Annotated in this window: 21 protein-coding genes and 2 pseudogenes; 11 read left to right on the forward strand and 12 right to left on the reverse strand. The window is 70.1% G+C overall.

Features of this window, described 5'->3' with window-relative positions; genetic code table 11:
• Positions 1-174 precede the first annotated feature (174 nt).
• Both ACZ5U5_RS15890 and ACZ5U5_RS15895 read left to right on the forward strand, forming a co-directional pair.
• A complete protein-coding gene (locus ACZ5U5_RS15890) occupies positions 175-909 on the forward strand; it encodes a hypothetical protein (protein ID WP_469021475.1) in 735 nt (244 codons plus the stop codon).
• A 5-nt stretch (positions 910-914) separates the two neighbouring features.
• Positions 915-1,334, forward strand: a complete 420-nt coding sequence (locus tag ACZ5U5_RS15895; protein WP_469022444.1) for an Imm26 family immunity protein — start codon at positions 915-917, stop codon at positions 1,332-1,334.
• 53 nt (positions 1,335-1,387) lie between these two features.
• Here ACZ5U5_RS15895 and ACZ5U5_RS15900 read toward each other — a convergent pair whose 3' ends face one another.
• Entirely contained in the window at positions 1,388-2,029 is a 642-nt protein-coding gene (locus tag ACZ5U5_RS15900; protein ID WP_469021477.1) for a nucleotidyltransferase domain-containing protein, read from the reverse strand.
• 66 nt (positions 2,030-2,095) lie between these two features.
• Between ACZ5U5_RS15900 and ACZ5U5_RS15905 the strand changes: the two genes are divergently transcribed.
• Positions 2,096-2,926, forward strand: coding sequence for a hypothetical protein (locus ACZ5U5_RS15905; protein WP_469022446.1), 831 nt, complete (start codon positions 2,096-2,098; stop codon positions 2,924-2,926).
• Positions 2,927-2,953: 27 nt separating this feature from the next.
• Here ACZ5U5_RS15905 and ACZ5U5_RS15910 read toward each other — a convergent pair whose 3' ends face one another.
• A complete protein-coding gene (locus ACZ5U5_RS15910; protein ID WP_469021480.1) occupies positions 2,954-3,127 on the reverse strand; it encodes a hypothetical protein in 174 nt (57 codons plus the stop codon).
• A gap of 490 nt (positions 3,128-3,617) precedes the next feature.
• On the opposite strand from ACZ5U5_RS15910, the gene pip reads away from it, so the two are divergent.
• On the forward strand, positions 3,618-4,580 hold the full coding sequence (pip, locus tag ACZ5U5_RS15915) for a prolyl aminopeptidase (protein ID WP_469021482.1): 963 nt from the start codon (positions 3,618-3,620) through the stop codon (positions 4,578-4,580).
• 67 nt (positions 4,581-4,647) lie between these two features.
• On the opposite strand, the gene ACZ5U5_RS15920 is transcribed toward pip, so the two are convergent.
• Entirely contained in the window at positions 4,648-5,592 is a 945-nt protein-coding gene (locus ACZ5U5_RS15920; RefSeq protein WP_469021485.1) for a threonine/serine dehydratase, read from the reverse strand.
• A gap of 325 nt (positions 5,593-5,917) precedes the next feature.
• Between ACZ5U5_RS15920 and ACZ5U5_RS15925 the strand changes: the two genes are divergently transcribed.
• The 3 genes from ACZ5U5_RS15925 to ACZ5U5_RS15935 all read left to right on the forward strand — a co-directional run bounded on the left by ACZ5U5_RS15925 (position 5,918) and on the right by ACZ5U5_RS15935 (position 8,532).
• Positions 5,918-6,196 carry a polyprenyl synthetase gene (locus tag ACZ5U5_RS15925; protein ID WP_469021488.1) on the forward strand — a complete coding sequence of 93 codons (279 nt, stop codon included), beginning with the start codon at positions 5,918-5,920 and terminating at the stop codon, positions 6,194-6,196.
• A complete protein-coding gene (locus tag ACZ5U5_RS15930) occupies positions 6,186-7,241 on the forward strand; it encodes a polyprenyl synthetase family protein (RefSeq protein ID WP_469021490.1) in 1,056 nt (351 codons plus the stop codon). Before ACZ5U5_RS15925 ends, ACZ5U5_RS15930 begins: the two co-directional genes overlap by 11 nt.
• A 130-nt stretch (positions 7,242-7,371) precedes the next feature.
• Complete coding sequence (locus ACZ5U5_RS15935) at positions 7,372-8,532, forward strand: oxygenase MpaB family protein (RefSeq protein ID WP_469021493.1); 1,161 nt, start codon at positions 7,372-7,374, stop codon at positions 8,530-8,532.
• 91 nt (positions 8,533-8,623) lie between these two features.
• Here ACZ5U5_RS15935 and ACZ5U5_RS15940 read toward each other — a convergent pair whose 3' ends face one another.
• Entirely contained in the window at positions 8,624-9,529 is a 906-nt protein-coding gene (locus ACZ5U5_RS15940) for an SDR family NAD(P)-dependent oxidoreductase (RefSeq protein ID WP_469021496.1), read from the reverse strand.
• Positions 9,530-9,599: 70 nt separating this feature from the next.
• Here ACZ5U5_RS15940 and ACZ5U5_RS15945 point away from each other — a divergent pair, with 70 nt between their 5' ends.
• The 3 genes and pseudogenes from ACZ5U5_RS15945 to ACZ5U5_RS15955 form a co-directional block, all read left to right on the forward strand.
• Complete coding sequence (locus ACZ5U5_RS15945) at positions 9,600-10,268, forward strand: TetR/AcrR family transcriptional regulator (protein WP_469021499.1); 669 nt, start codon at positions 9,600-9,602, stop codon at positions 10,266-10,268.
• A gap of 155 nt (positions 10,269-10,423) precedes the next feature.
• Entirely contained in the window at positions 10,424-11,344 is a 921-nt protein-coding gene (locus ACZ5U5_RS15950; protein WP_469021502.1) for an LLM class F420-dependent oxidoreductase, read from the forward strand.
• Between the two features lie 81 nt (positions 11,345-11,425).
• Positions 11,426-11,610 (forward strand): annotated as a pseudogene (locus tag ACZ5U5_RS15955) (hypothetical protein); the annotation flags it as partial.
• Here ACZ5U5_RS15955 and ACZ5U5_RS15960 read toward each other — a convergent pair.
• The 6 genes from ACZ5U5_RS15960 to ACZ5U5_RS15985 are packed head-to-tail and all read right to left on the reverse strand — an operon-like array spanning position 11,582 to position 18,412.
• A complete protein-coding gene (locus ACZ5U5_RS15960) occupies positions 11,582-14,341 on the reverse strand; it encodes a fumarate reductase/succinate dehydrogenase flavoprotein subunit (protein WP_469021505.1) in 2,760 nt (919 codons plus the stop codon). The pseudogene ACZ5U5_RS15955 and the gene ACZ5U5_RS15960 sit on opposite strands and share 29 nt — an antisense overlap.
• Before the next feature lie 10 nt (positions 14,342-14,351).
• Positions 14,352-15,140 carry an ABC transporter ATP-binding protein gene (locus tag ACZ5U5_RS15965; protein WP_469021508.1) on the reverse strand — a complete coding sequence of 263 codons (789 nt, stop codon included), beginning with the start codon at positions 15,138-15,140 and terminating at the stop codon, positions 14,352-14,354.
• Positions 15,124-15,999 (reverse strand): ABC transporter permease, encoded by an 876-nt coding sequence (locus tag ACZ5U5_RS15970; protein WP_469021510.1) that lies wholly within the window; start codon positions 15,997-15,999, stop codon positions 15,124-15,126. Before ACZ5U5_RS15970 ends, ACZ5U5_RS15965 begins: the two co-directional genes overlap by 17 nt.
• On the reverse strand, positions 15,996-17,339 hold the full coding sequence (locus ACZ5U5_RS15975) for an ABC transporter substrate-binding protein (RefSeq protein WP_469021512.1): 1,344 nt from the start codon (positions 17,337-17,339) through the stop codon (positions 15,996-15,998). The genes ACZ5U5_RS15970 and ACZ5U5_RS15975 overlap by 4 nt, the downstream gene beginning before the upstream one ends.
• 15 nt (positions 17,340-17,354) lie before the next feature.
• Positions 17,355-17,582, reverse strand: coding sequence for a 4Fe-4S dicluster domain-containing protein (locus tag ACZ5U5_RS15980; RefSeq protein WP_351904079.1), 228 nt, complete (start codon positions 17,580-17,582; stop codon positions 17,355-17,357).
• Positions 17,583-17,623: 41 nt separating this feature from the next.
• Entirely contained in the window at positions 17,624-18,412 is a 789-nt protein-coding gene (locus ACZ5U5_RS15985; RefSeq protein WP_469021516.1) for a GntR family transcriptional regulator, read from the reverse strand.
• Positions 18,413-18,838: 426 nt separating this feature from the next.
• Between ACZ5U5_RS15985 and ACZ5U5_RS15990 the strand changes: the two genes are divergently transcribed.
• Positions 18,839-18,994 (forward strand): DUF6131 family protein, encoded by a 156-nt coding sequence (locus ACZ5U5_RS15990; protein WP_453448267.1) that lies wholly within the window; start codon positions 18,839-18,841, stop codon positions 18,992-18,994.
• Positions 18,995-19,198: 204 nt separating this feature from the next.
• Here the strand turns inward: ACZ5U5_RS15990 and ACZ5U5_RS15995 are convergent, their stop codons facing one another.
• A complete protein-coding gene (locus tag ACZ5U5_RS15995) occupies positions 19,199-20,020 on the reverse strand; it encodes an SAM-dependent methyltransferase (RefSeq protein WP_469021519.1) in 822 nt (273 codons plus the stop codon).
• A 370-nt stretch (positions 20,021-20,390) separates the two neighbouring features.
• Positions 20,391-20,540, reverse strand: a pseudogene (locus tag ACZ5U5_RS16000) (MFS transporter); the annotation flags it as partial.
• Positions 20,541-20,670: the final 130 nt, after the last annotated feature.

The following is a 20,670-nucleotide window of genomic DNA, read 5'->3' on the forward strand; positions in this document are numbered from 1 at the left end:
CTGGACGGCGCCATAGAAAGTGGCGACTACGGGCAACATGGCGACTCCACGCAGGATGGGTGCCACGAGAGATCGGCCTCGACGAGCCGTGGGACTTCGCTGCGGTTCGGCTGCGGCTTCGGCTGCGGGCCTGACGGGCTGGGTACTTGAGCGATCACAGGGGAGAATCCCGCCATGGTGATGGCACAGCACTGGTACGCGTCCGCCCCCGTCGTGGACGGGCTGCCCCTCTTGGACGCCCCCGGTTTCTGGGCGGCCCACCTAGCTGACCTCAGGACCGGCATCCCGGCGGAGGCGTTCGGTGCCGACGCGGCGGATGCCGGTGAAGCCCTGGAGCAGTTGCGCGACCGGGCGGCCTGGCCGATGTTCACCGTGCCGCTGGCCGGCGGCTTCGCGATTCTCGTGCACTACAACAGTGGCGAGGAGTACACGACCACGGACTACTTCCTGACGCACCCGGACTGGCCGGCCTCCCGCGCCGCCCTCGTCCTCACCAGCGACGATCAGGACCGCATCGGGCCCGGTCTCTGCTGGCCGGAGTTGGCGGCTCTCCTCACCACGCCCGCCGCAGCCGACGGGGTCCACGACCCCCACGCCCGGCTGCTCCTCCTTCTCCCCGCACTGGGCGACGCGGACACCCCACCCGAAGCCCTGGCCATGGTCACCGAGGCGCTCGTGGCGCAAGGCGCTCCGCCCGAGTGCGAGCCGCTGGCCCGACGCCTGCTGGAGGGGCATCCCCTGTGGAGCGCCGCAAAATGGACGTACGACGTCGACGAGCGAAGCTGGCTCTGCGACGGCAAACACAGCCCGCGCCAGACACCGCTCGGGGAGCACCTGCCTGCGGTACAGCGGACCGCGCTGGAGGCGGTGCTTGCGGGGCGTACGCCGCAGCTCCGGGTGTGTCCGTGAAGCGGATGAAGGGGCAGCGGCGCCAGCACCGGGCGGGGGACGTGTTTGTTCTGCAACTGGACGACTGCAGCTATCGGTTCGGGCGCGTTGTGAGGGTCGGGGAGAGCGGGTCAAGGGCACGTTTTCCCGGCGGCATCCTCGCCTACATCTACGACGTTCCGTCCGCTGATCAAGCTCCCGACCTCACGCAACTCACGCCTGACCGGCTGCTCTTGCCTCCCTTCTTCACCATTGGCTGGGTCTGGCACACGGGGCAGGAACTCGGTCCCGGGGAGAGCGCCGATGTGCGGCTGGCTCCTCTGAGCCCCGAGAGGTGGGGGAATCTGAAGCCTGGCCACGTGATCACCATGCACGAGGGCCGACCTGTCGTCGGCACGGCCAGGGTCATCGAGGTCCTGCCGCCTCGCGGCAGGGCAAATCCCTGATCAAGCCCGGATGGGCATGGCGCCGCTTGTCGTTCCAGAGTTCCATGCGTCGGCTACAGGTCGGCAATCCAGTGGTGTCCTGGGTGCACACGGGCGAGTAGCTCGGCCAAGGCCTCGCGCTGAGCAGAGGTCATGTGCGGGACGGTCGCTTCGAAGTCTGTTTGATCCTTACGACGGGCGTGCTTGGCCTTGAACAGCAGGACCAGTTCGGGTGCCAGATACGGGATGCCCTCCCGGGTGCGGTGGATGATGCCGCTGTATGGAAGCCGGATCCTCTCGTCGCGTCGGCAGATCCAGGTATCGCCGTCGTGCGGTTCGCGGAACACGTCGAGCAGGTAGTTTCCGGTGGCCGGATCACGGAGCCATGTCTGATGTACAGCGGCCAGAACGTCTGGTGTGGCGCCCTCCCAGATCCGGCCGCTGCCTACCGCGTCGAAGACGTAACCCGGGAAGCGGTCGCGGACTTCTGCATAACTGGCTGCCGGAATCGCGATCTCGATGTCTCCATGAACGCGTGTCAGCTTTCCGCGGAACAGGTCCAGCGCCCAGCCCGCGGCCACGTACCAAGGCGTGCTGATCCCGGACAGCTGCTGCGCAACCTCACTCGGGGTCCAGCAGGATGACCACCTGGCGTCCAGGGCTTCGATCTCGTCGGGTGACAGCTCAATGCCACCGCTGGGCAGCTGCTCGCTCACTGCAGGAATCTATCAGCGGAGTACGAGTGCCCACCCGTATCGCCCTCTCTGTAGGGTCGATGCGTGATGTTCGACGTGGGCGAGCCGCGCAGGCTCGGAGTGCCGGAGTCCCAGGCGCGGTTGCGCTTTGGGGCGGAACAGCGGGAGGCCGGGACAGGACCGGGCCGGAGGTTGCTCGTCGTCGACGGGGAGCCTGCCTTTGAGCTCAGCTTCTGGTGCGGGTCGTGCCAGTTCCTGTTCCGGCGGTTGGAAGGCGCCCGGCAGACGCTGTCGCTGGAAGGTGTGCAGGAGCAGCTCATCGGCACGCTGACCGATCCGGGGGAGCGCGGGGTCCTCGACGCGTTCGGTGCCCTACTGGTGCAGGGCGAGTACCTGCCGATGCTGCTGCGCGTGGAGCCCCGCCTGGTGGTCCCGGGCCAGGAGGGCGACTACTTCAGTGGCGAGCAGGTGGCCACGTGGGGGATCGACCAGTTCTGGGGGCTCCCGGAGTACCCGCACACGCCGTACTACCGGACCTACGAGACCGCGGTCGATGTATCCGCGCACCTCTATGAATTCGTCGTGCCAATGGTTCCCCCGGCGTGGAACGCGCGGGAGCGGGTCGCAGAGTACGTCGAACTCCTCGACCGGGGAACGGTTCCTACCGCAGTGGCCGTCTCGACGCTGGACGTGTGCGAACCGGCAGTTGGCCAGCCCGCCGACCACTACCGGCACTGGGGCCTGACGCACTTCCTCCTGGACGGCCACCACAAGCTGGAGGCCGCAGCCACGGCAGGCCGTCCGGTGCAGCTGCTTTCCCTCCTGGCCCTGAATGAGAGCCTGGCCGCAACCGAGGAGTGCGCACGGCTGCCCGAGGTGCGCGCTCAACCCCGCTCGGCCCGGGCGGCCGACGCCTGAACCAGCGCGGCCAGGCCCATGCCATGCTCACGATCTCACGTTGCCGAAGAAGTCGTCGCCTATGTGGACGTTGGAGCCGAACCCGGCATGGAGAGATCTGGTCCGTGCGGCGGTGAGGGGCCTGGAAGGCCCTTCGGGCTCCGTGTAGACGAGCCCCTTGGCGATCCGGTCGAGAACTTCTTCGTGGTTCGTATCGGCCACCGCGGGGCGATCCCATCATCTGATTCTCCAAGTCGACTGGCACGTCGGCCCGTTCGGGATTCCCAGCACCTGGGGATCCCAACTCTGCAGCACACTGCACACATTCGCGGGCGATCGCCCCGTTCGGAGCGGTCGCCTTCGCCAACCCGGCACGTCTCCGCTGCCTCCCGGGTCCGACCGAGGCGGTGCAGCGCGTCCGCGCGGACGGCGGGCACGGCATGGTTCCCGGCCAGCTGCTGGGACGTGCCGAGCGCGTCGACGGCGTCCAACTGCGCCTGCGGGCAGTCGCGCATCAACTTCCTTCCGGCCCTGGGGAGGGGCAGCCGTAGATCTCGTAACCTCTGCGCAGCCCGGCCGCCTGCTTCGGCCGACGGCTTCCCGACGTCCCGACGGCTCCCGCCGCGCCAAGGAGTGGGTTCGCGGGGACGCGTAGTCATGCTGTCTCCTGCAAGCGTGAGCGTGTTGGAGGTGTGCTGTGCGGAGGCCGGAAATGGACGAGTTGTTCCCGCCGATCGAGCCATACGACGAGGGGATGCTCGACGTCGGGGACGGTCACCTCGTGTACTGGGAGGTCTGTGGCAATCCGGACGGCAAGCCGGCCGTCGTCGTCCATGGTGGGCCGGGGTCAGGATGTGGCGTCGGCGCACGCCGGTACTTCGATCCGGACAGGTATCGAGTCGTCCTCTTCGACCAGCGCGGTTGTGGGCGCAGCCGTCCACACGCGAGCGACCTGCTCACCGGCATGGAGAACAACACCACCCAGCACCTGATCGCCGACATGGAGCAGCTGCGCGAGCATCTGGGGATCGACCGCTGGTTGCTGTACGGCGGCTCGTGGGGTTCCACGCTGATCCTGGCCTACGCCGAGACGTACCCGGAGCGGGTGTCGGAGATCGTCATCTCCGCTGTCACCACCACCCGGCGCTCCGAGATCGACTGGCTCTACCGCGGTGTCGGCCGGTTCTTCCCCGAGCAGTGGGAACGCTTCCTGGCGGGCGCTCCCGGCACACCGCGAGACGGTGACATCGTCGCGGCCTACGCGCGCCTGGTGGAACATCCGGAGGCCGCGGTGCGGGAGAAGGCCACGGCCGACTGGTGCGCCTGGGAAGACGCGGTCCTGTCCGGAGAGACGAACGGCTCCTCCAATCCGTACGGTGACCGCTCGCCCTCCGCTCAGCTGGCCCTGGTGCGCATCTGTGCGCACTACTTCTCCCACGGCGCATGGCTGGAAGAAGGCCAACTGCTGCGCGACGCCCATCGCTTGGCTGACATCCCCGGTGTCCTGATCCACGGCCGACTGGACATGGCCGGCCCGCTCGACACCGCCTGGGAACTCGCCCGCGCTTGGCCCGCCGCCGAGCTGGTCGTCTTCGATGACGCGGGCCATCTGGGCAGCGGGACTTCACGCGCGCACGTGCTCAGCGCCCTTGACCGTTTCCTTCACGAGGGTTGAGTCTGAACCGCAGTCGCCATGGAGCCGATAGCCCAGTCACCGTCCACGACCTCCCCGGACGGAACAGCTAGCCCGCATACGCGATCACATCATCCACCGACGCGTTCCCGCCGCAAATCACCAGGCCGAGCCGCGTCTCGTCGCCGGTCTTGGCGAGGATGCGGCGGGCAGCCGGGAGGAGGCAGCCGGCCGCGGGCTCCGCCCACACCTTGGCGTGCTCGGCCAGCTCCCGCACACCGGCAAAGGCCTCGGCCTCGGGCACGACCAGTACGTCGTCGACCAAGTCGCGCACCATGGTGTAGGTCAGCGGTGACACCGTGGGCGCGCCGAGCGTGGTGATCCGTGAGTTCACGTCCACCTGCACCGGCCCGCCGTGGGCCAGCGCCTGCGACATCGCGTCGGCGCCGGTGGTCTCCACACCCCATACCCGCACACCGGGCCGCCGCGCCCGCAGTGCCGCCGCCACACCGGCGATCAGTCCGCCACCGCCGATGGAGACCAGCACATCCGTCAGCTCACCGGCGTCCGCCGCGAGTTCGAGCCCCACGGTGCCTTGGCCCGCGATCACAACAGGGTCGGCGAACGGATGCAGGAGCGTGAGCCCAGCTGTCTCCAGTCGTTCCATGAGCGCGAATGCCTCGGCCATGGTGGGGGTCAACCGGACGTCGGCGCCCGCAGCACGGGCGCCGGCCACGGAGCGGGCGGGTGCGGCCTGCGGCATGACCACCGTGGCTCGCACGCCCAGGGCGGCCGACATCTCCGCCACGCCGACACCGTGATTGCCGCCGGACACTGCAACCACGCCGGCCGCGCGCTGCTCGTCGGTCAGCGTGAGCAGCTTCGACACCGCACCCCGTACCTTGAACGAGCCGCTGCGCTGCAGCAGTTCGAGCTTGACCGTGACCGGCACGCCGAGCAACGCGGCCAGCCCGGGACTGGGCAGTGTGGGAGTACGCACCACGTGGCCGGCGATCCTGACCGCTGCGGCCTCCAGTTCCTCGACACCGATCATGGCGCTCCCTCTGGCTATGTTGCGACGTACGCAGTCTTTGCCTGCACGATACGTGGCAACTCTCCGGCGTTGCGCGACGGAGTCAGGTATGGAGTTCCATCTCGACGGTGGCTGGCTGGGCTCTGCCCGGCGGATCAGGCCGGACGCCTCGCAGGGCTGGCGTAGGCAGCTCGACGCGGCTCGTGTCGCGGTGATCCGTACTGTCGAGCGATGTGATCACTCGATGGTGAGTTCTTCCCATCTCTGGTCGGGCGTCGCGGGATGCTCGCATGGGCGGTGCGTGACCGGCGCCGTCCGGATGTCTACTGGGACGGGGGAGCTTGGTATGACGCAGTCAGCGGAACGGCGCGGAGGCCGGGACGGCCAGGCGGTACTGCTGGTGGCCGGGCTGGCCGATCTGGCGGTGAGCACGCTGGGTTCGGCGTTGGGAACGGTTCGGGGGGTGCTGCGACGCTCCGACGCCGCCGAGCTGGCGACGGAGGCCGAGCGTGACCTTCTGGCGCGCGGCCGCCTGGTGCTCGACCGGTACGCGACCGTGCCCCCGGCTCACCTGGAGGTGCTGGCCCGGCGGGCGCTGGCTCGACGGGCCGCCGATGACGTCTGAGGCGTGGGAGCCGGACGCGTTCAAGGCCCGCGTCGACGAGACACTGCGCCGGTTCGTCGCCGAGGAGGCGGACCAACTCGTGGCCATCGACCCGCTGCTGAGCCCAGTGGCCGGGCAACTGGAGGCGGCGGTCGCGGACGGCAAACGACTGCGGGCGGCATTCTGCTACTGGGGCTGGCGCGCGGTGGGACAGCCGGACAACGACGCCTTGGTGCGGGCGGCAGCCTCCATGGAGCTCGTGCACGCCGCGGCCGTCGTGCACGACGACCTCATCGACGACAGCCCGCTGCGGCACGGGCGGCCCACCGCGCACCTCGCCCTGCGCGGCGCCGTACGCCGTCGCCCGCGCGCCACCGCCGCGGCGAGGTCGTTGGCGATGCTGGTGGGAGACCTGCTGATGTCGCTGGCCGGTCACCTCTTCACCACCAGCGGGCTGCCTGCCGCGTATCTGGCCCGGGCCCGCCCGGTGTGGTCGGTGATGGCCCGCGAGCTGATCGCGGGGGAGTGTCTGGAGATCCTGCGCACTGGATCCGGTCCGGACATCACGGCGTCGCTGAAAGTGATCCGCTACAAGACCGCCAAGTACACCGTCGAGCAACCCCTGCTCATCGGCGGGGCCTTGGCCGGCGCGGGGCCCCGCCTGCGCGAGGGCTACGGAGCGTATGGGCTGCCGCTGGGCGAGGCGTTCCAGCTCCGGGACGACCTGCTCGGTCTCTTCGGGAACCCGGACCTGACCGGCAAGGCCAATGCCGACGACGTACGCGGCCAACGGCCGACAGCCCTGCTGGCGGAGACCTGGCGCTTGGCCGGCGACGACGAGCGGGAGCGGCTGCGTGCCCTCCTCGGCAAGCGCGACCTGGGCGCGGAGGGCCTGCAGGAGGTGCGCGACGTGATGGACAGGCTCGGGGCGCCCGCCCGCATCGAAACCATGATCAGCGCGCGCGTCGAGGAAGCGCTCGACGCCCTGCACGGCCTGGGTGTGCCGACGCACGCCGGAACCGCCCTGACCGGGTTGGCGCGCTCGGCGGCGCTCCGCCTGTCCTGACCTTCGCACCGGGGTGGGTGAACCCGCGCCGTACTTGCTTGCCCGTCGGCGCAGACGGCCCCCGCAGCAGACACATAGAGACACATCAGGCGCATCAGGCGCAGCACATGCAGCAGACAAGGACCCCGCCATGATCTACACCGAGGCATCGATGGATTCCCTACGCCATGTGGGGGACGAACTCGCCGACGCCACCGTCGCCGAACTCTTCGAACGCGGACAGGTCGGCACGTTCAACACCCTGATGCGTTACGTCTCCACCGCCGGCTCACCCCTGCCGGACGGGCTTCCGGAGGTCGCTCGCGAGTACCTCGAGGCCACCCGGACCCCGCCGGCCTGGGTGGACTGGGGAGAGATGGAGAAGGCGCGGCTGTTCTTCATCGACAACAACGTGCACATTTCCACCGCGCTGTCCTTCGCCGCCATGCCCGCCTGCTACGTCGTCCCGCACGTGGCGAAGCTGCTGTCGACCACCCACGGACTGAAGTACCCGTCCAAACGGATGGCGGAGACCGGGCAGTTCACCGTCTACCTGATGCAGCCCGACGCCTTCGAGAGCGGCAGCCGCTTCATTCCCGCCGCCCAGAAGGTGCGCCTGCTGCACGCCTCCATCCGCCACCACCTCAAGCGCGAGAACCGGTGGGAGACCGGCGCGCTCGGGACGCCGATCTGTCAGGAGGACATGATCGGCGGGCAGATGTTCTTCTCGATGCTCGTGCTGGACAGCCTGCACCGCCTGGGCGTCCACATGTCGACGGAAGGCGCGGAAGCGTACTACTACGCCTGGCGCGTGGTCGGAGCCATGCTCGGCGTCGACCAGGACGCCGTCCCCAAGACCCTCGACGACGCCCGCCGCTTCCTCGACCTGTACATGCTCCGGCACATGGGCCCCTCCGAGGAGGGTGCGCACCTGACCCGGCAACTCATCGACCTCTACGAGGAAGTGGTGCCCGGGACCGTGCTCGACCCGATCGTCTCCGCTCTCATCCGCTTCCTCGTCGGAGACACCTGCGCCGACTGGCTGGAGGTCCCCCGCACTCCGTGGGACACCGTCGTCAAGACCGTGCCCCATCTCCTTGGCGTACTGGAGACGATCGAGGACCGCTCCCCGCTCGGCGCCTGGGCGCTGGACCGCCTCGGCCACCTGACCAGCGTGCTCGAACTGTCCTCCCTCACCCGCGGACGCGTCATGCACTACGCCATCCCCGAGCAGCTCAAGAAGGACTTCGGCGTCTCCCACACGGTCCCCCGCACCCACCGATGGACCCCACCGGCCGCCACGGTCGGCTGACCGCCGCGTGGTCCGCAAGGCCGACCTTGACGGCTAATCCCTTTGCCGGACCACCCGAGATCGAATGTGAAGGCGTCGGCGGAGCGGGACTTCACGGCAGCTCCACCGGGTAGGGCTCGCCGAAGTCGGCCGAGCGGCTGACCTTCTCCCAGGCGCTGGCCTCGGTCGTCTGGCGTCGGGAGTGGTCCAGCGCCATGGTTGCCGCGTTCACTCCCAGCGGGAGGTGACTGGGGACCTCGGCGCGGTGGACCGTGCGGACGATGATCTCGGCGGCGCGCTGCGGGTCCCCGGCCGCGCCCGCCGTGTCCTGTCGTACGCGCCGGTTCATCTCGCCGACGGTTGCGTCGTAGGCCTCGGGAATGCCGTGCACCGTCATCGAGGAGCCCGCCCAGTCGGTGGCGAAGCCGCTGGGTTCGACGACCATCACCCGCACACCGAACGGCGCCGTCTCGGTCGCCAGGACGCGGCTGAAGCCGTCGACCGCGAACTTCGCCGCCTGGTACGAGGCGATGCCGGGCGAACCGCCGACGCGGCCGCCGATCGAGGAGAACTGCACGACGGTGCCGAATCCTTGGCGGCGCAGGGTGGGCAGGGCGGCCTTCGTGACGTTGTAGACGCCCCAGAAGTTCGTCTCGAACTGGGCGCGGAAATCGGCGTCGTCCGCTGTCTCGATGGGCGACACGTTCGCGTATCCGGCGTTGTTCACGAGGATGTCGACCCGCCCGAAGTGGGCCAAGGCCGCATCGAGTGCGTCGTGCGCCGCCTGCGGATCGGTGACGTCCAGGGCGAGGGGGAGCATGCGGTCGCCGTAGTCGGTGAAGGCCTCGGCGAGGGACTCGGGGCGGCGCGCGGTGGCCGCGACGAGATCGCCCGCTTCCAGGGCGGCGCTGGTCAGGGCGCGGCCGAGACCGCGGGATGAACCGGTGATGAACCAGACCTGCTGCTTGGTGCCGCGTCGCGCGGCAGGGCTCATGTCAGTGCTCGCGGAATCGTTCATGTAGTTAGTGAAACACCGTTGCCGTAATAACGCAACGTCGTAGCGTTAAGCCCTTTCCTATGATGGCGGCATGACTGATCAGGCCGCCTTCCAGCGGGCCCGCAGCGCCCAGGCCAAGCAGGCGCGCGAGACCGCGATCCTCGACGCGGCGCGTGTCCTCGCGGGCCGGCGCGGCATCCGCGAGGTCACGCTCACCGACATCGCCGCGGAAGTCGGCATGCACAAGTCGGCACTGCTGCGCTACTTCGAGACGCGGGAGCAGATCTTCCTCGACCTCACCGCGGAAGGCTGGCGGGAGTGGTCCGCCGCCCTGTGTGCGGACCTCGCCCAGCACGAACAGGCCGCGCCGGCGGTGGTCGCCGACGCCTTCGCCGCCACCCTCTCCGCGCGCCCCATGTTCTGCGACCTGCTGGCGCAGGCACCCCTGAACCTGGAGCGGAACGTGTCGACCGAGGCCGTGCGCGCCTTCAAGCTCGTCACGCTGGAGGAGGTCGCACGGATCGGCGGCGAGCTGCACCGGCTCCTGCAGCTGACCGAGGCACAGGCCGTGGACACGCTGGCCACCGCGACGAGCATGGCCGGGGCCCTGTGGCAGATGGCCACCCCCGGCCCGCTCCTGCGACAGCTCTACACGAGCGACCCCCGGCTCGGCCATGCCGTAGTCGAGGTGGAACCCCGCTTGCGCCGCGTCCTCACTGCCCTGCTCATCGGCTTGCGCGCTGGAACGCCCGCACAGTGAGCGGCAGTTGGGACAGCCCATCAGGGCTGGGCCAGGTGGCACACCCTGAGCGGCTTCCCGTCCCCCGGAGTGACGTTGTGGCCGTTACAAACCTGCCATGAGCTTGTCATGCGCGGACAGGAATGCCCTTCGTGTGCCTGCCGGTTGCCCCGAGTATGACTATTGGAGTAGCGCTCGCTCCCCAGAACCGGATCGACACGACGGTGGGCCTCGCGCGCGAGGCCCACGAGGCCGGCCTGCGCTCCGCGTGGTTCGGGCAGACCTTCGGGTACGACTCTCCCTCGCTTGCCGCGATCGTGGGCCGCGAGGTGCCCGGGCTGCATGTCGGGACCTCCGCGATCCCCATCTTCGGCCGCCATCCGCTGCTGGTGTCCAGCCAGGCCCAGACGGCCCAGGCCGCCACCGAAGGCCGCTACCACCTCGGGCTCGCGCTCGGCACCAAGCACTTGACCGAGGCCGGCTTCGGCATCCCCTACGAGCGGCCCATCCGCCTGCTGCGGGAGTTCCTCACGGCCCTGCGCCCGCTGGTGGAGACGGGCACTGCCGACTTTCACGGTGAGCTGCTGACCGCCACCCCGCCGCTGCCGGCGGCGGTGCCGGGCGGCGCCGAGCCGCCGGTGCCGCTCCTGGTCGCGGCCATGGGGCCGCAGGCGCTGCGGGTTTCCGGCGAACTCGCGGACGGCATCCTGCCCCTGCTCGCCGGACCGCGCGCCCTTGGCGACCACATCGTCCCGGCAGTCACCGCCGCCGCGGAGGCGGCGGGCCGCCCGGCACCGCGCATCGTGGCGTTCGTCCCAGGTGTGGTCACCGCCGACCCCGAAGCCGTGCGAGAGACGGCGACCGAGTCGCTCGCGTTCTATGAGCAATTCCCCTCATACCAGCGTGTCATCGGGCTCTCCGGTGCCACCCGGGCCGCAGACCTGGCCGTGATCGGCGACGAGGAGACCGTCGCCGCCGAGGTGCGGCGTTACCGCGAGGCCGGGGCGACGGAGGTGGTGTTCACCGTGACCGACCTGGGAGGTGAGGCGGACCGGCGCCGCACCTGGAAGCTGCTCGGGGAGCTGGCGAACAGCTGAGGCACCGGCCCGCACGAAGTGGCGTGGTACGTACGGGCGTTGCGCATGAACAGCTCATGCGGATCGCGCACTGCCCGCGGGTTCGTCCTCTCCGGCTACCCGCATCTGGAGGAGGCGTACTGGTTCGGCGAGGGCGTCTGCCGAAGCTCCGGGCGCAGGGGCTGTGGCAGCACCCGTTCGGCCGGCCGGCGGGCCCCTCGACGCAGGTTCCCTTCGCCGCGGCCGGGCAGGTGAGGGTCACAGCGCCCGCGCCGCATAGGCCCTGACGTCCGCGTCCGAGTCCGTCGTCGCGGCGGTCAGGGCCGCTCGGGCGTCCTCGGTGGCCCGGTGGCGGGTCAGGGCCAGTACGGCGGCCTTGCGGACGTCGGCATTGGGGTCGGCGGCAGCCTTGGCGAGTGCGGGGACGGCGAAGGAGGGATCCGAGGCGGACAGGGCGATGGCGGCGCCGGCGCGCACTTGCCAGGCGGGGTCTGCCAGGGCCGTCTCGGCGCAGGTGGCCAGGGCCTCCGGGCAGCCCGCCGTGCCCAGCGCCTCATAGGCGGCCCCACGGACCAGCGCGTCGGGATCGTCCACGAGCTCCGCGAGGGCCGAATGGACCGCGTCGGCCGTAGTCGGGTCTGGGCCCTCGGCGGCCAGGGCCTTGGCGATGGTGACGCGGACCTCGCGCGACGGATCGACGGCCGCCACGCGGGCCACTTCTCCCGTTGCGTCGACCGACACCAGCGCGCGTACGGCTGCGATGCGGACGGAGACGTCCGAGTCCGACAGCGAGCCCGCGAACAGCTCCACGTCGCCCAGGCGCAGGGCGCGCAGGACATCCAGCGCGGCGGCGCGGACCACGGGGTCCGCCTCGGACAGGGCTGCGGCGAGGCCGTCGCGCAGGGCCGGTTCGGGGGGCAGTGTCTCGACCAGTTCCCGCAGTGAGGCGGACGCGGCGGCGCGGACGCCGACGTCGGGGTCGGCGAGCGCCGCGGCCAGCGCCGGTCCGGTCCCCGGTGGCACGGTCTCCGTCAGGACCGTGACGGCCGTACGGCGCACGGTGGGTTGGGGGTCGGTCAAGTAGGGGGCGAGGGCGGCCAGTTCGGGATCCTTCTCCGTGAGGGAGAGGAGGTCGAGCAGTCGAGGCGTGGCCGGCACGTCCGCCTCGGCGGCGGCGTCGACGGTGGGGTCGGTCGCGGTGGGCTCCTGCCGCAACCCCGGTGACACTTCACGGGCGCCTGCTGTCGCCACCTGTTCCGCGTGGACCTCGCCGAGGTGACGGGAGGGGCCCCCGACCGGGGCGAAACCGTCGACCGGCACCAGATAGGGGGTCACGGGACGGGCCGTGAACTCCATCGTCCCCGAGGGGGACTTGAGTAGATCGAGGTGGTGGAACCAGGACGCGTCGTCGCGCCGCGGGTGGTCGAGGCGGTCGTGGTAGAGGCCCCAGCGGGACTCCGTCCGGGCCAGGGAGGCGCGCGCGGCCATCTCCGCGCAGTCGCGGATGAAGGTGACCTCCGCGCAGCGCATCAGCTCGTGCGGGGTGCGGGCGCCCATCGTGGCGATGTCGGCGCGCATCCGCTCGAACGCCTCCAGGGCCAGGGAGAGGCGGGCGCCGGTCTTCGGCGGGGCCACGTAGTCGTTCACGAAGCGGCGCAGCTTGTACTCGATCTGGGGCTGCGGCGGGCCGTCGGGGTTGCGCAGGGGCCGGTAGATCAGTTCGTGCGCCGTGCGGAGCTGGTCCAGGGGCAACTCCCCTTCGTAGGGCTTGTACTGTGCCGCGTTCGCGCCCGCGAGGTCTCCGAAGACGAACGCGCCGATCATGTAGTTGTGGGGGACGCAGGCCAGGTCGCCGGCGGCGTACAGCCGGGGAACGGTCGTCCGAGCCTGGTCGTCGACCCGTACCCCCGACGCGGAATGGCCGCCGCACAGGCCGATCTCGGAGATGTGCATCTCCACGTCGTGTGTGCGGTAGTCGTGGCCGCGGCCCGCGTGGAAGGTGCCGCGCGTCGGGCGCTCCGTGGAGTGCAGGATCGACTCCAGCGCCGAGACCGACTCCTCCGGGAGGTGGCTCAGCTTCAGGTACACCGGGCCCCGGTCGCTCGCCACCTCCGCCGCGAACTCGGCCATCATCTGCCCCGACCAGTAGTCGGAGTCGACGAAGCGCTCACCGTGCCGGTTGACCTGGTAGCCGCCGAAGGGGTTGGCGACGTAGGCGCAGGCGGGGCCGTTGTAGTCCTTGATCAGCGGGTTGATCTGGAAGCACTCGATGCCGGTGAGCTCCGCGCCCGCGTGGTACGCCATCGCGTAGCCGTCGCCCGCGTTGGTCGGGTTCTCGTACGTGCCGTACAGATAGCCGGAGGCGGGCAGGCCGAGGCGGCCGCAGGCGCCGGTCGCGAGGATCACCGCGCCCGCGCGGACGGTGACGAACGCGCCCGTGCGGGTGTTGAAGCCGACCGCGCCCACGGCGCGCCCCTCGGCGGTCAGCACGCGCACCGGCATCACCCGGTTCTCGATCCGTATCCGCTCCCGCATCTCACGTCGCCGCAGTTGCCGGTACAGAACCTTCTTGACGTCCTTGCCCTCCGGCATCGGCAGCACGTAGGAGCCCGAGCGGTGGACCTGGCGGACCGCGTACTCGCCGTGCTCGTCCTTCTCGAACTTCACGCCGTAGGACTCCAGGCGCTGCACCATGGCGAAGCCGCGGGTGGCGGTCTGGCGGACGGTGGACTGGTCGACGATGCCGTCGTTGGCGCGGGTGATCTCGGCGACGTAGTCGTCGGGCTCGGCGCGGCCGGGGATGACGGCGTTGTTGACGCCGTCCATGCCCATGGCGAGCGCGCCGGAGTGGCGCACGTGCGCCTTCTCAAGGAGCAGGACGTCCGAGCCGTGCTCGGCGGCGGTCAGGGCGGCCATGGTGCCGGCGGTTCCGCCGCCGATGACGAGGACGTCGCAGGTCAGTTCCTCGGCATCGCTGAGGGCGGGGATCTCCGTAGGGGTGTTCACGAGGGTGGTCACCGGGGGCCTTTCAGGTACCGAGCGAGGTGAGGATGTCGCGACGCAGGGCTACGCGCGCCGAGTCGCCATGGGCGGCGCGCTCGCGCGGGCGCGGCACGTCGCGTACGGCGATGAGGCGGCCCGCGCCGAGCAGGGCCACGCGGTCGCCGAGGAACAGGGCCTCGTCGACGTCGTGGGTGACGAAGACGACGGTCGCGCCCGTGCCGTGCAGCACCTCCACCAGCAGGTCCTGCATGCCGGCGCGGGTCTGGGCGTCGAGCGCGCCGAACGGTTCGTCCATGAGGACGGCGCGCGGGCGTCCGGCGAGGGCGCGGGCCAGCTGGGCGCGCTGGCGCTGCCCGCCGGACACGCGGTGCGGCAACCGCCGTTCCTGGTCGGCGAGTTGGACTCGCTCCAGCCAGGCCTCGGCCTGCTCCCTGCGTTGCGTGCGCGGCAGTCCCTGGATGGCCAGGGGCAGTTCCACGTTGGCACGCAGGGTGCGCCAGGGCAGCAGGGCGTCCTCCTGGAAGACCAGGGAACGGTCCGCGCCCGGGACGGTCAACGGCCGGCCGTCCTGTTCCACTGCCCCGGCCAGGGCGGGCAGCAGTCCGGCGAAGGTGCGCAGCAGGGTCGACTTGCCGCAGCCGGAGGGGCCGACGACGGTGAGGATCTCGCCGGGGGAGACGTCCAGGTCGACGTCGGCCACGGCCGGGGCGCCCGGTCGGCCGAGCGTGGCGCCGCGAAGGGTCAGGCGGGTGCCGCGCGGTGCCGCCGACGCGGTCCCGGCGTCGGCCGGCCTGGTCTCAGACGAGGTGCCCATCGTGTGCCTCCTCGGCCTTGCGGGGTTCGATGGTGGATGCCGGGGTCCGTGCGGGCCGGGGCCGGGCGCCGGGGTCGTACGACGTGCGCGGCAGCCAGTGGGTCAGACGGCGCCCGACCAGCTCGACAGCGGTGGAGGTCAGCCAGCCGAGCAGGCCGATGGTGACCATGCCGACGAAAACCCCCGGGTAGTTGACGATCGTGTAGTCCTGCCAGGTGCGGTAGCCGACGCCGTACTGGCCGGAGATCATCTCGGCGGAGATCACACAGATCCAGGACACGCCGATGCCCACGGACAGGCCGCCGAAGATGCCGGGCAGCGCGCCCGGCAGGACGACCGAGCCGAGAATCCGCCACCGGCCGCCGCCCATGGTGCGCACAGCCTCCTCCCACACCGGGGTCAGCGCGCGCACCGCGTGCCGGGTGGAGACCAGCACCGGGAAGAAGGCGGCGGTGCAGGTGATGAAGACGATGCCCTGTTCATTGGAGGGGAACAGAAGGATCGCGACGGGGACCATGGCGATGGCCGGGACGGGCCGCACTACTTCGAGGACCGGGCCGAGCAGATCCTCGGCCAGCCGCGAGCGTGTCACGAGCACGCCGGTGGCCACGCCCAGGACGGCCGCGAGCAGGAAGCCGGTCACGATCCGGGTGAGGCTGTCGGTGAGATCGGTCCAGTAGTCGGGGCCGGAGAGCCGGTCGGTGAAGGCTCGGGCCACGTCGGTCACCGTCGGGAACTGCGAGAAGCGCATCCACAGGTTCACGTCGAGGGTGGTCAGCAGCTGCCACAGGCCGAGCGCTGCGGCCAGCGAGCCGGCCCGCAGCGCGAGCCGACCCGTCCGACGGGGGTATCGGCTCACGAGGCCCGTCCCAGGGCGTCCGCGTACGTGATCCGCTGGGCGCCGCTGTGACCGGCCACGTAGGCCTGCGCGGTTTCCGCAGCGACGAAAGGCAGCAGCTGCTTGCCGTGCGCCACCCAGACGGCCTTGTCGGCGAACCAGAGTGTGCCGGTGGTGGCGTCGGGGACGTAGGCGGCGCGGATGCGGTCCTTGTGCCGGTCGATGTAGGCCAGGAGCTGGGCGGGGGAGGTGAAGCTCCTGGTCTTCGCGCTGCCCTTGGGCCAGACCTCGCTCGCGGCGGCGGGCGGGGTGGCAGCGAGCTGCTTGGCGTAGCCGGCGCCGAGGGCCTTCTTGACGTACCGGTCGTCGACGAAGGAGTCCACGTCGATGTCGCCGGTCAGCTCAGCCGCCTTCAGGACCGCCACGTCCTGCTTGAGCGCGGAGACGAGCCGCGGTTTGACGGCCGGATCGAAGGTGGAGATGCCGTGGGCACCGTTGTAGAGGTAGACGACCTCGGCCGGCAGGCCGGTGGCCTTCGCGACCTTCTCGGCAGCCTGCACCGGATGGGTGTTGAGGTAGTTGGTCGCCTCCGCCTGGGCCTTCAGAAACGCCTCAAGGACGGCCGGGCGCTGCTCCGCGAAGTCCTCGCGGGCGGTGACGCCGTGGAAGGTGGGCAGGTTCAGCTGGGCGCCGTCGTACAGGGCCTTCGCCTTGCCCTGGTGGGCGAGCAGGCCCGGCCAGGCGACGAACTGCGACAGCGCGTCCGCGCTGCCCGCCGACAGGGCCGAGGCGCCCACCGCCGGCTGCTGGTTCAGCTTCTCGATGCCCTTGTCCGGATCGATGCCGGCCCGCTGCAGGGCCCGTACGAGCGTGCCGTCGGCGGCTGACCCGACGCTCGTGGAGACCTTCTTGCCCTTGAGGTCCTTCAGGTAGGTGAGCTTGGACTCCGGCGGGACGACGACCGTGTTCAGCCCGCCTTTGAGGTTGTAGCCGGTGACCGAGACCAGGTGGGTGGGCGTGCCCAGCTGCTTGCCGCGGGCCGCGTTGATGAGCAGCGGGAAGTCACCCATCGAGCCGATGTCGATCTTCCCCGCGGTCATCTGTGCGGTGATAGGGGCGCCGGTGGCGTAGTCCTGCCAGTCGACCTTGTACGTCTTCCCGTCCCGGAGGGAGTTCAACTGCTTCTCGAAGTAGCCGAGGGAGCGCAGGAGGGTGCCGGCCGTGACCGTGTTGATGGTCTTGGACTGGTATCCGACGGTGACGGTGACCGTGGAGCCGCTGCCTGCCTCGGCGCTGCCGCCGCAGGCGGACAGGGGGAGCAGCAGAGCGGAGGCGGCGAGCGCGACTGCCGTGCGTTTCATGGGAGTTGGGGCCTCTCAGCGGAGGAGATAGGGCATGTTGACCGTGACGGCTCCGGTGGGACAGCGGGCCGCGCACGGGCCGCAGTACCAGCACTCGTCGACGTGCATGTACGCCTTGCCGTTGGTCTCGTCGATGGCGAGGGAGTCCAGCGGACACATGTCCACGCAGAGCGTGCAGCCGTCGATGCACTTCGACTCGTCGATGGTCACGGGCACGTCGGCCCGCTGGGGCGCCAAGGTCATGGCTGTCTCCAGGAAGGTGTGCTGTGGGGCGGGGGTGATGTCTACAGGGAGCGGTGCAGCAGGCCGCTCATGGTGATGCGGTCGCCGCGGAAGCGGATGAACTCCAGGTCGACCGGGCGGCCGTCCGAGAGGTGGGTGAGCCGTTCCAGCATCAGGACGGCCGCGCCGCGCGGGGCTTCGAGGACGGTGGCGGAGTGGGCGTCCGCGTTCACCGCTTCCAGGGTGATCTCGGCGTGACCGAGCCGCCTGCCGGTGATGGTTTCCAGGAGGCGGAAGACGTCGGTGTTCACCAGGTCGGCGTCGAGCAGGGCGGTGCCGATGTCGAGGGGGATGTAGGTGAGGTCGAGGGAGAGGGGAAGGCCGTTGAGGCGGCGGAGACGTTCGACGTAGAGGACGTCAGCGCCGGGTGGGAGGCGGAGGCGTTCGGCTACGGGGGTGGGAGCCGGGGCGGGGCCCATGGTGCGGACCTCGTTGGTGACCTGGCCGTGTTCGCGCAGGGTTTCCGCGAGGCCCATGAGGCGGTCGAGCCCGTGCGGGTACTTCTGGGCGACCACCACCGTGCCGACGCCGGGGAGACGGTCCACGAGGCCTTCGGCGCGCAGGAGGTCAAGTGCCTGGCGGACGGTGTTCCGCGAGGCCCGGTAGTCGGTGGCGAGGGTCGACTCGTGCGGGAGGGTGCCGGCCGGGAAGCCCCCGGTGAGTAGCTGGTGGCGCAGCAGGTCGGCGAGCTGGCGTGCCCGGTCCGCGCGCAGCCGACGCCGCGTGCGCTGGGCGGCGACGGTGGGCGCGCCCTGGCCTGCGTGGTCTCGGATGCGGTCGGTGGGCGGCATGGCCGGAACCATACCTATCCGGTAGGGATAGTGGTGTTGCGGAAGTGTTGCGCCACCTGACGCCGCACCGGACGCATCGCTGACCTGGTCCTTCGGCAGACGGAAGGCAAGATCTGCCAGGGGCGGTCGGCATGGGAGCGGAACACCGGGCAGAGGTCGCGGCCGGGGCGGCTTGGGGAGGGCCCACGCCTGCCCTGCCCACTGCGCCAGGGTGCCTCACTCGGGGAAAGTCACCGTGTTGGTTCGCCCATGCATTAGCCGGCAAGACCTGGGCACTCGGAGCTAGCACGACAGAGGGCTCAGCAACCGCACAGTTCGCGGGCGGCAGGTTCACCCGCTCCAGGCTGCGCGGAGGGCGGGAAACAGGTGCCGCAGGCCGGACTGAGGGCCCGCGCATACCGACGACACTTGACGATAGGAATGACCATGATTGTCCTTGGCGTTATTTTGCTCATCATCGGAGTGCTGGCCGGTATCTCCTTGCTGACGACGGTCGGCGGAATCCTGGTCGTTGTCGGCGCGGCCCTGTGGATCCTGGGCGCGACCGGGCGCGCGGTGGGCGGACGTAAGCACTACTTCTAGAGCTACTTCTAGGGCTATTTCTAGAGGAAGCATCGCCCGGTCTCCACGCACCGTCACGGACGGCCAACCGGCCACCCCTGCGGGTAAGAGCCGAGCGTAAGAGCAAGGTGCCCGCCCCTGTGTCCCGGGGGCGGGCACCTGCTGTGTGGTGGGTCGGGCAGTGCAGCCGGCCGTCCGGGAGACCCCCCGAGAGTCCGGCGTGGTTCAGGGTTTGCGCGCAACGGCACCGAATTGTGGGAGCACGGGAGCGGAGTTGGGCTCAGTACGCCATTGCGCGCACGACACCAGGCCCGGGGTGACGAGGTGCAGCCCGTCGAAGAAGGAGCTGAGCTCTGCGCGGCTTCGGGCGGTGATCGGCGGTGTGGCGTTCTCGTTCCAGAACTTCATGGCCTCGACATTGCCCTCGCCACCCAGGTCGGTGTCGGTGGTGGGATGGGTCAGGGCGAGATAGCTGCCGGAGGGGACCGAGGCCATGATCCGGCGCACGATCTCTTGTGCTTCGCCCGTGTCGAGGACGAAGTTGAGGATGCCCAGCATCATGACCGCAACGGGTCGGTCGAGGTCGAGAGTCGCCGACGCACCCTCCATGACGGCGTCCGGGTCGCGGATGTCGGTGTCGATGTAGTCGGTGGCTCCCAGGTCGGTGCCGGTCAGCAGGCTGCGGGCGTGGACCAGCACGATGGGGTCGTTGTCGACGTAGACGATCCGGGATTCGGGTGCGATCCGTTGGGCGATCTCGTGGGTGTTGTCGAGGGTCGGCAGGCCGGTTCCGATGTCCAGGAACTGCCGTACCTCACGGTCGGCGGCCAGGAATTGGACCGCACGGCCGAGGAACTGGCGGTCGGCGCGGGCCACGTCTCGGATCACCGGGAACATCGAGGCGACCTGTCCGCCTACTTGCCGGTCGACCTCGTAGTTGTCTTTCCCGCCGATCCAGTAGTTCCACACGCGCGCGTTGTGAGCGACAGCGGTGTTCAGCTTCAGCCTGCCCGACACATCTGACGGGAGGTGTTGGCTCTCACTCACGTCTTCACCTTCTCTTGTTCACCCACGAGGTGGTCTGGATGGGCTGGATGGGCTGTTGCCTTGGCGGCAGCAGACTGCCTTAAGAGTGTGGTGTACGCAGATCACGACGTCTGGGGATTGGGAGTACTGGAGGGCAGAGGGCAGTGACACGGCGGTTGAGCAGCATGCTCAAGGTATTGCGCCAGAAAGGTCCTCGGGTGGCCCGACGTATGGCTACCGCTGCTGGCTGTGGGTGGAGTTCGGTCTGCCTGCGGTGTCCTGGTCGGATGCTGTCGGCAGGGCGTGGTGGACGTCTGAGGGGCGGTCGCCCGCTGTCGTGGGGCGCCGGGGCCGGGAGGTGGTGGCGGGTGAGAGGGCGGCGGCAACAAGTGCCAAACAGCACCAGGCCCATCTCGGCGGTCGAGGCGCTGAGCCGGTCCCGGACGTCAGGGGTCCGGGTCCCCCAGGTGGCGAGTGCCAGGCCGGGTATCGCGAGACACGGCTGCAGGGCCGTGAGGTGACGGCGGATCAGCGGGTCCATGGGGCGCGACCCTCCGGAAGCAGACAGTGGATGTGGGCGCCCACCCTAGCCACGGCCCAACCGCCTACGAACGGCGGTCACGCCCCGAGACGGATCCTGGCGAGATGCGCGGAGTGAGTGCTCACTCATT

The organism is Streptomyces sp. NPDC033177 (assembly GCF_055577715.1).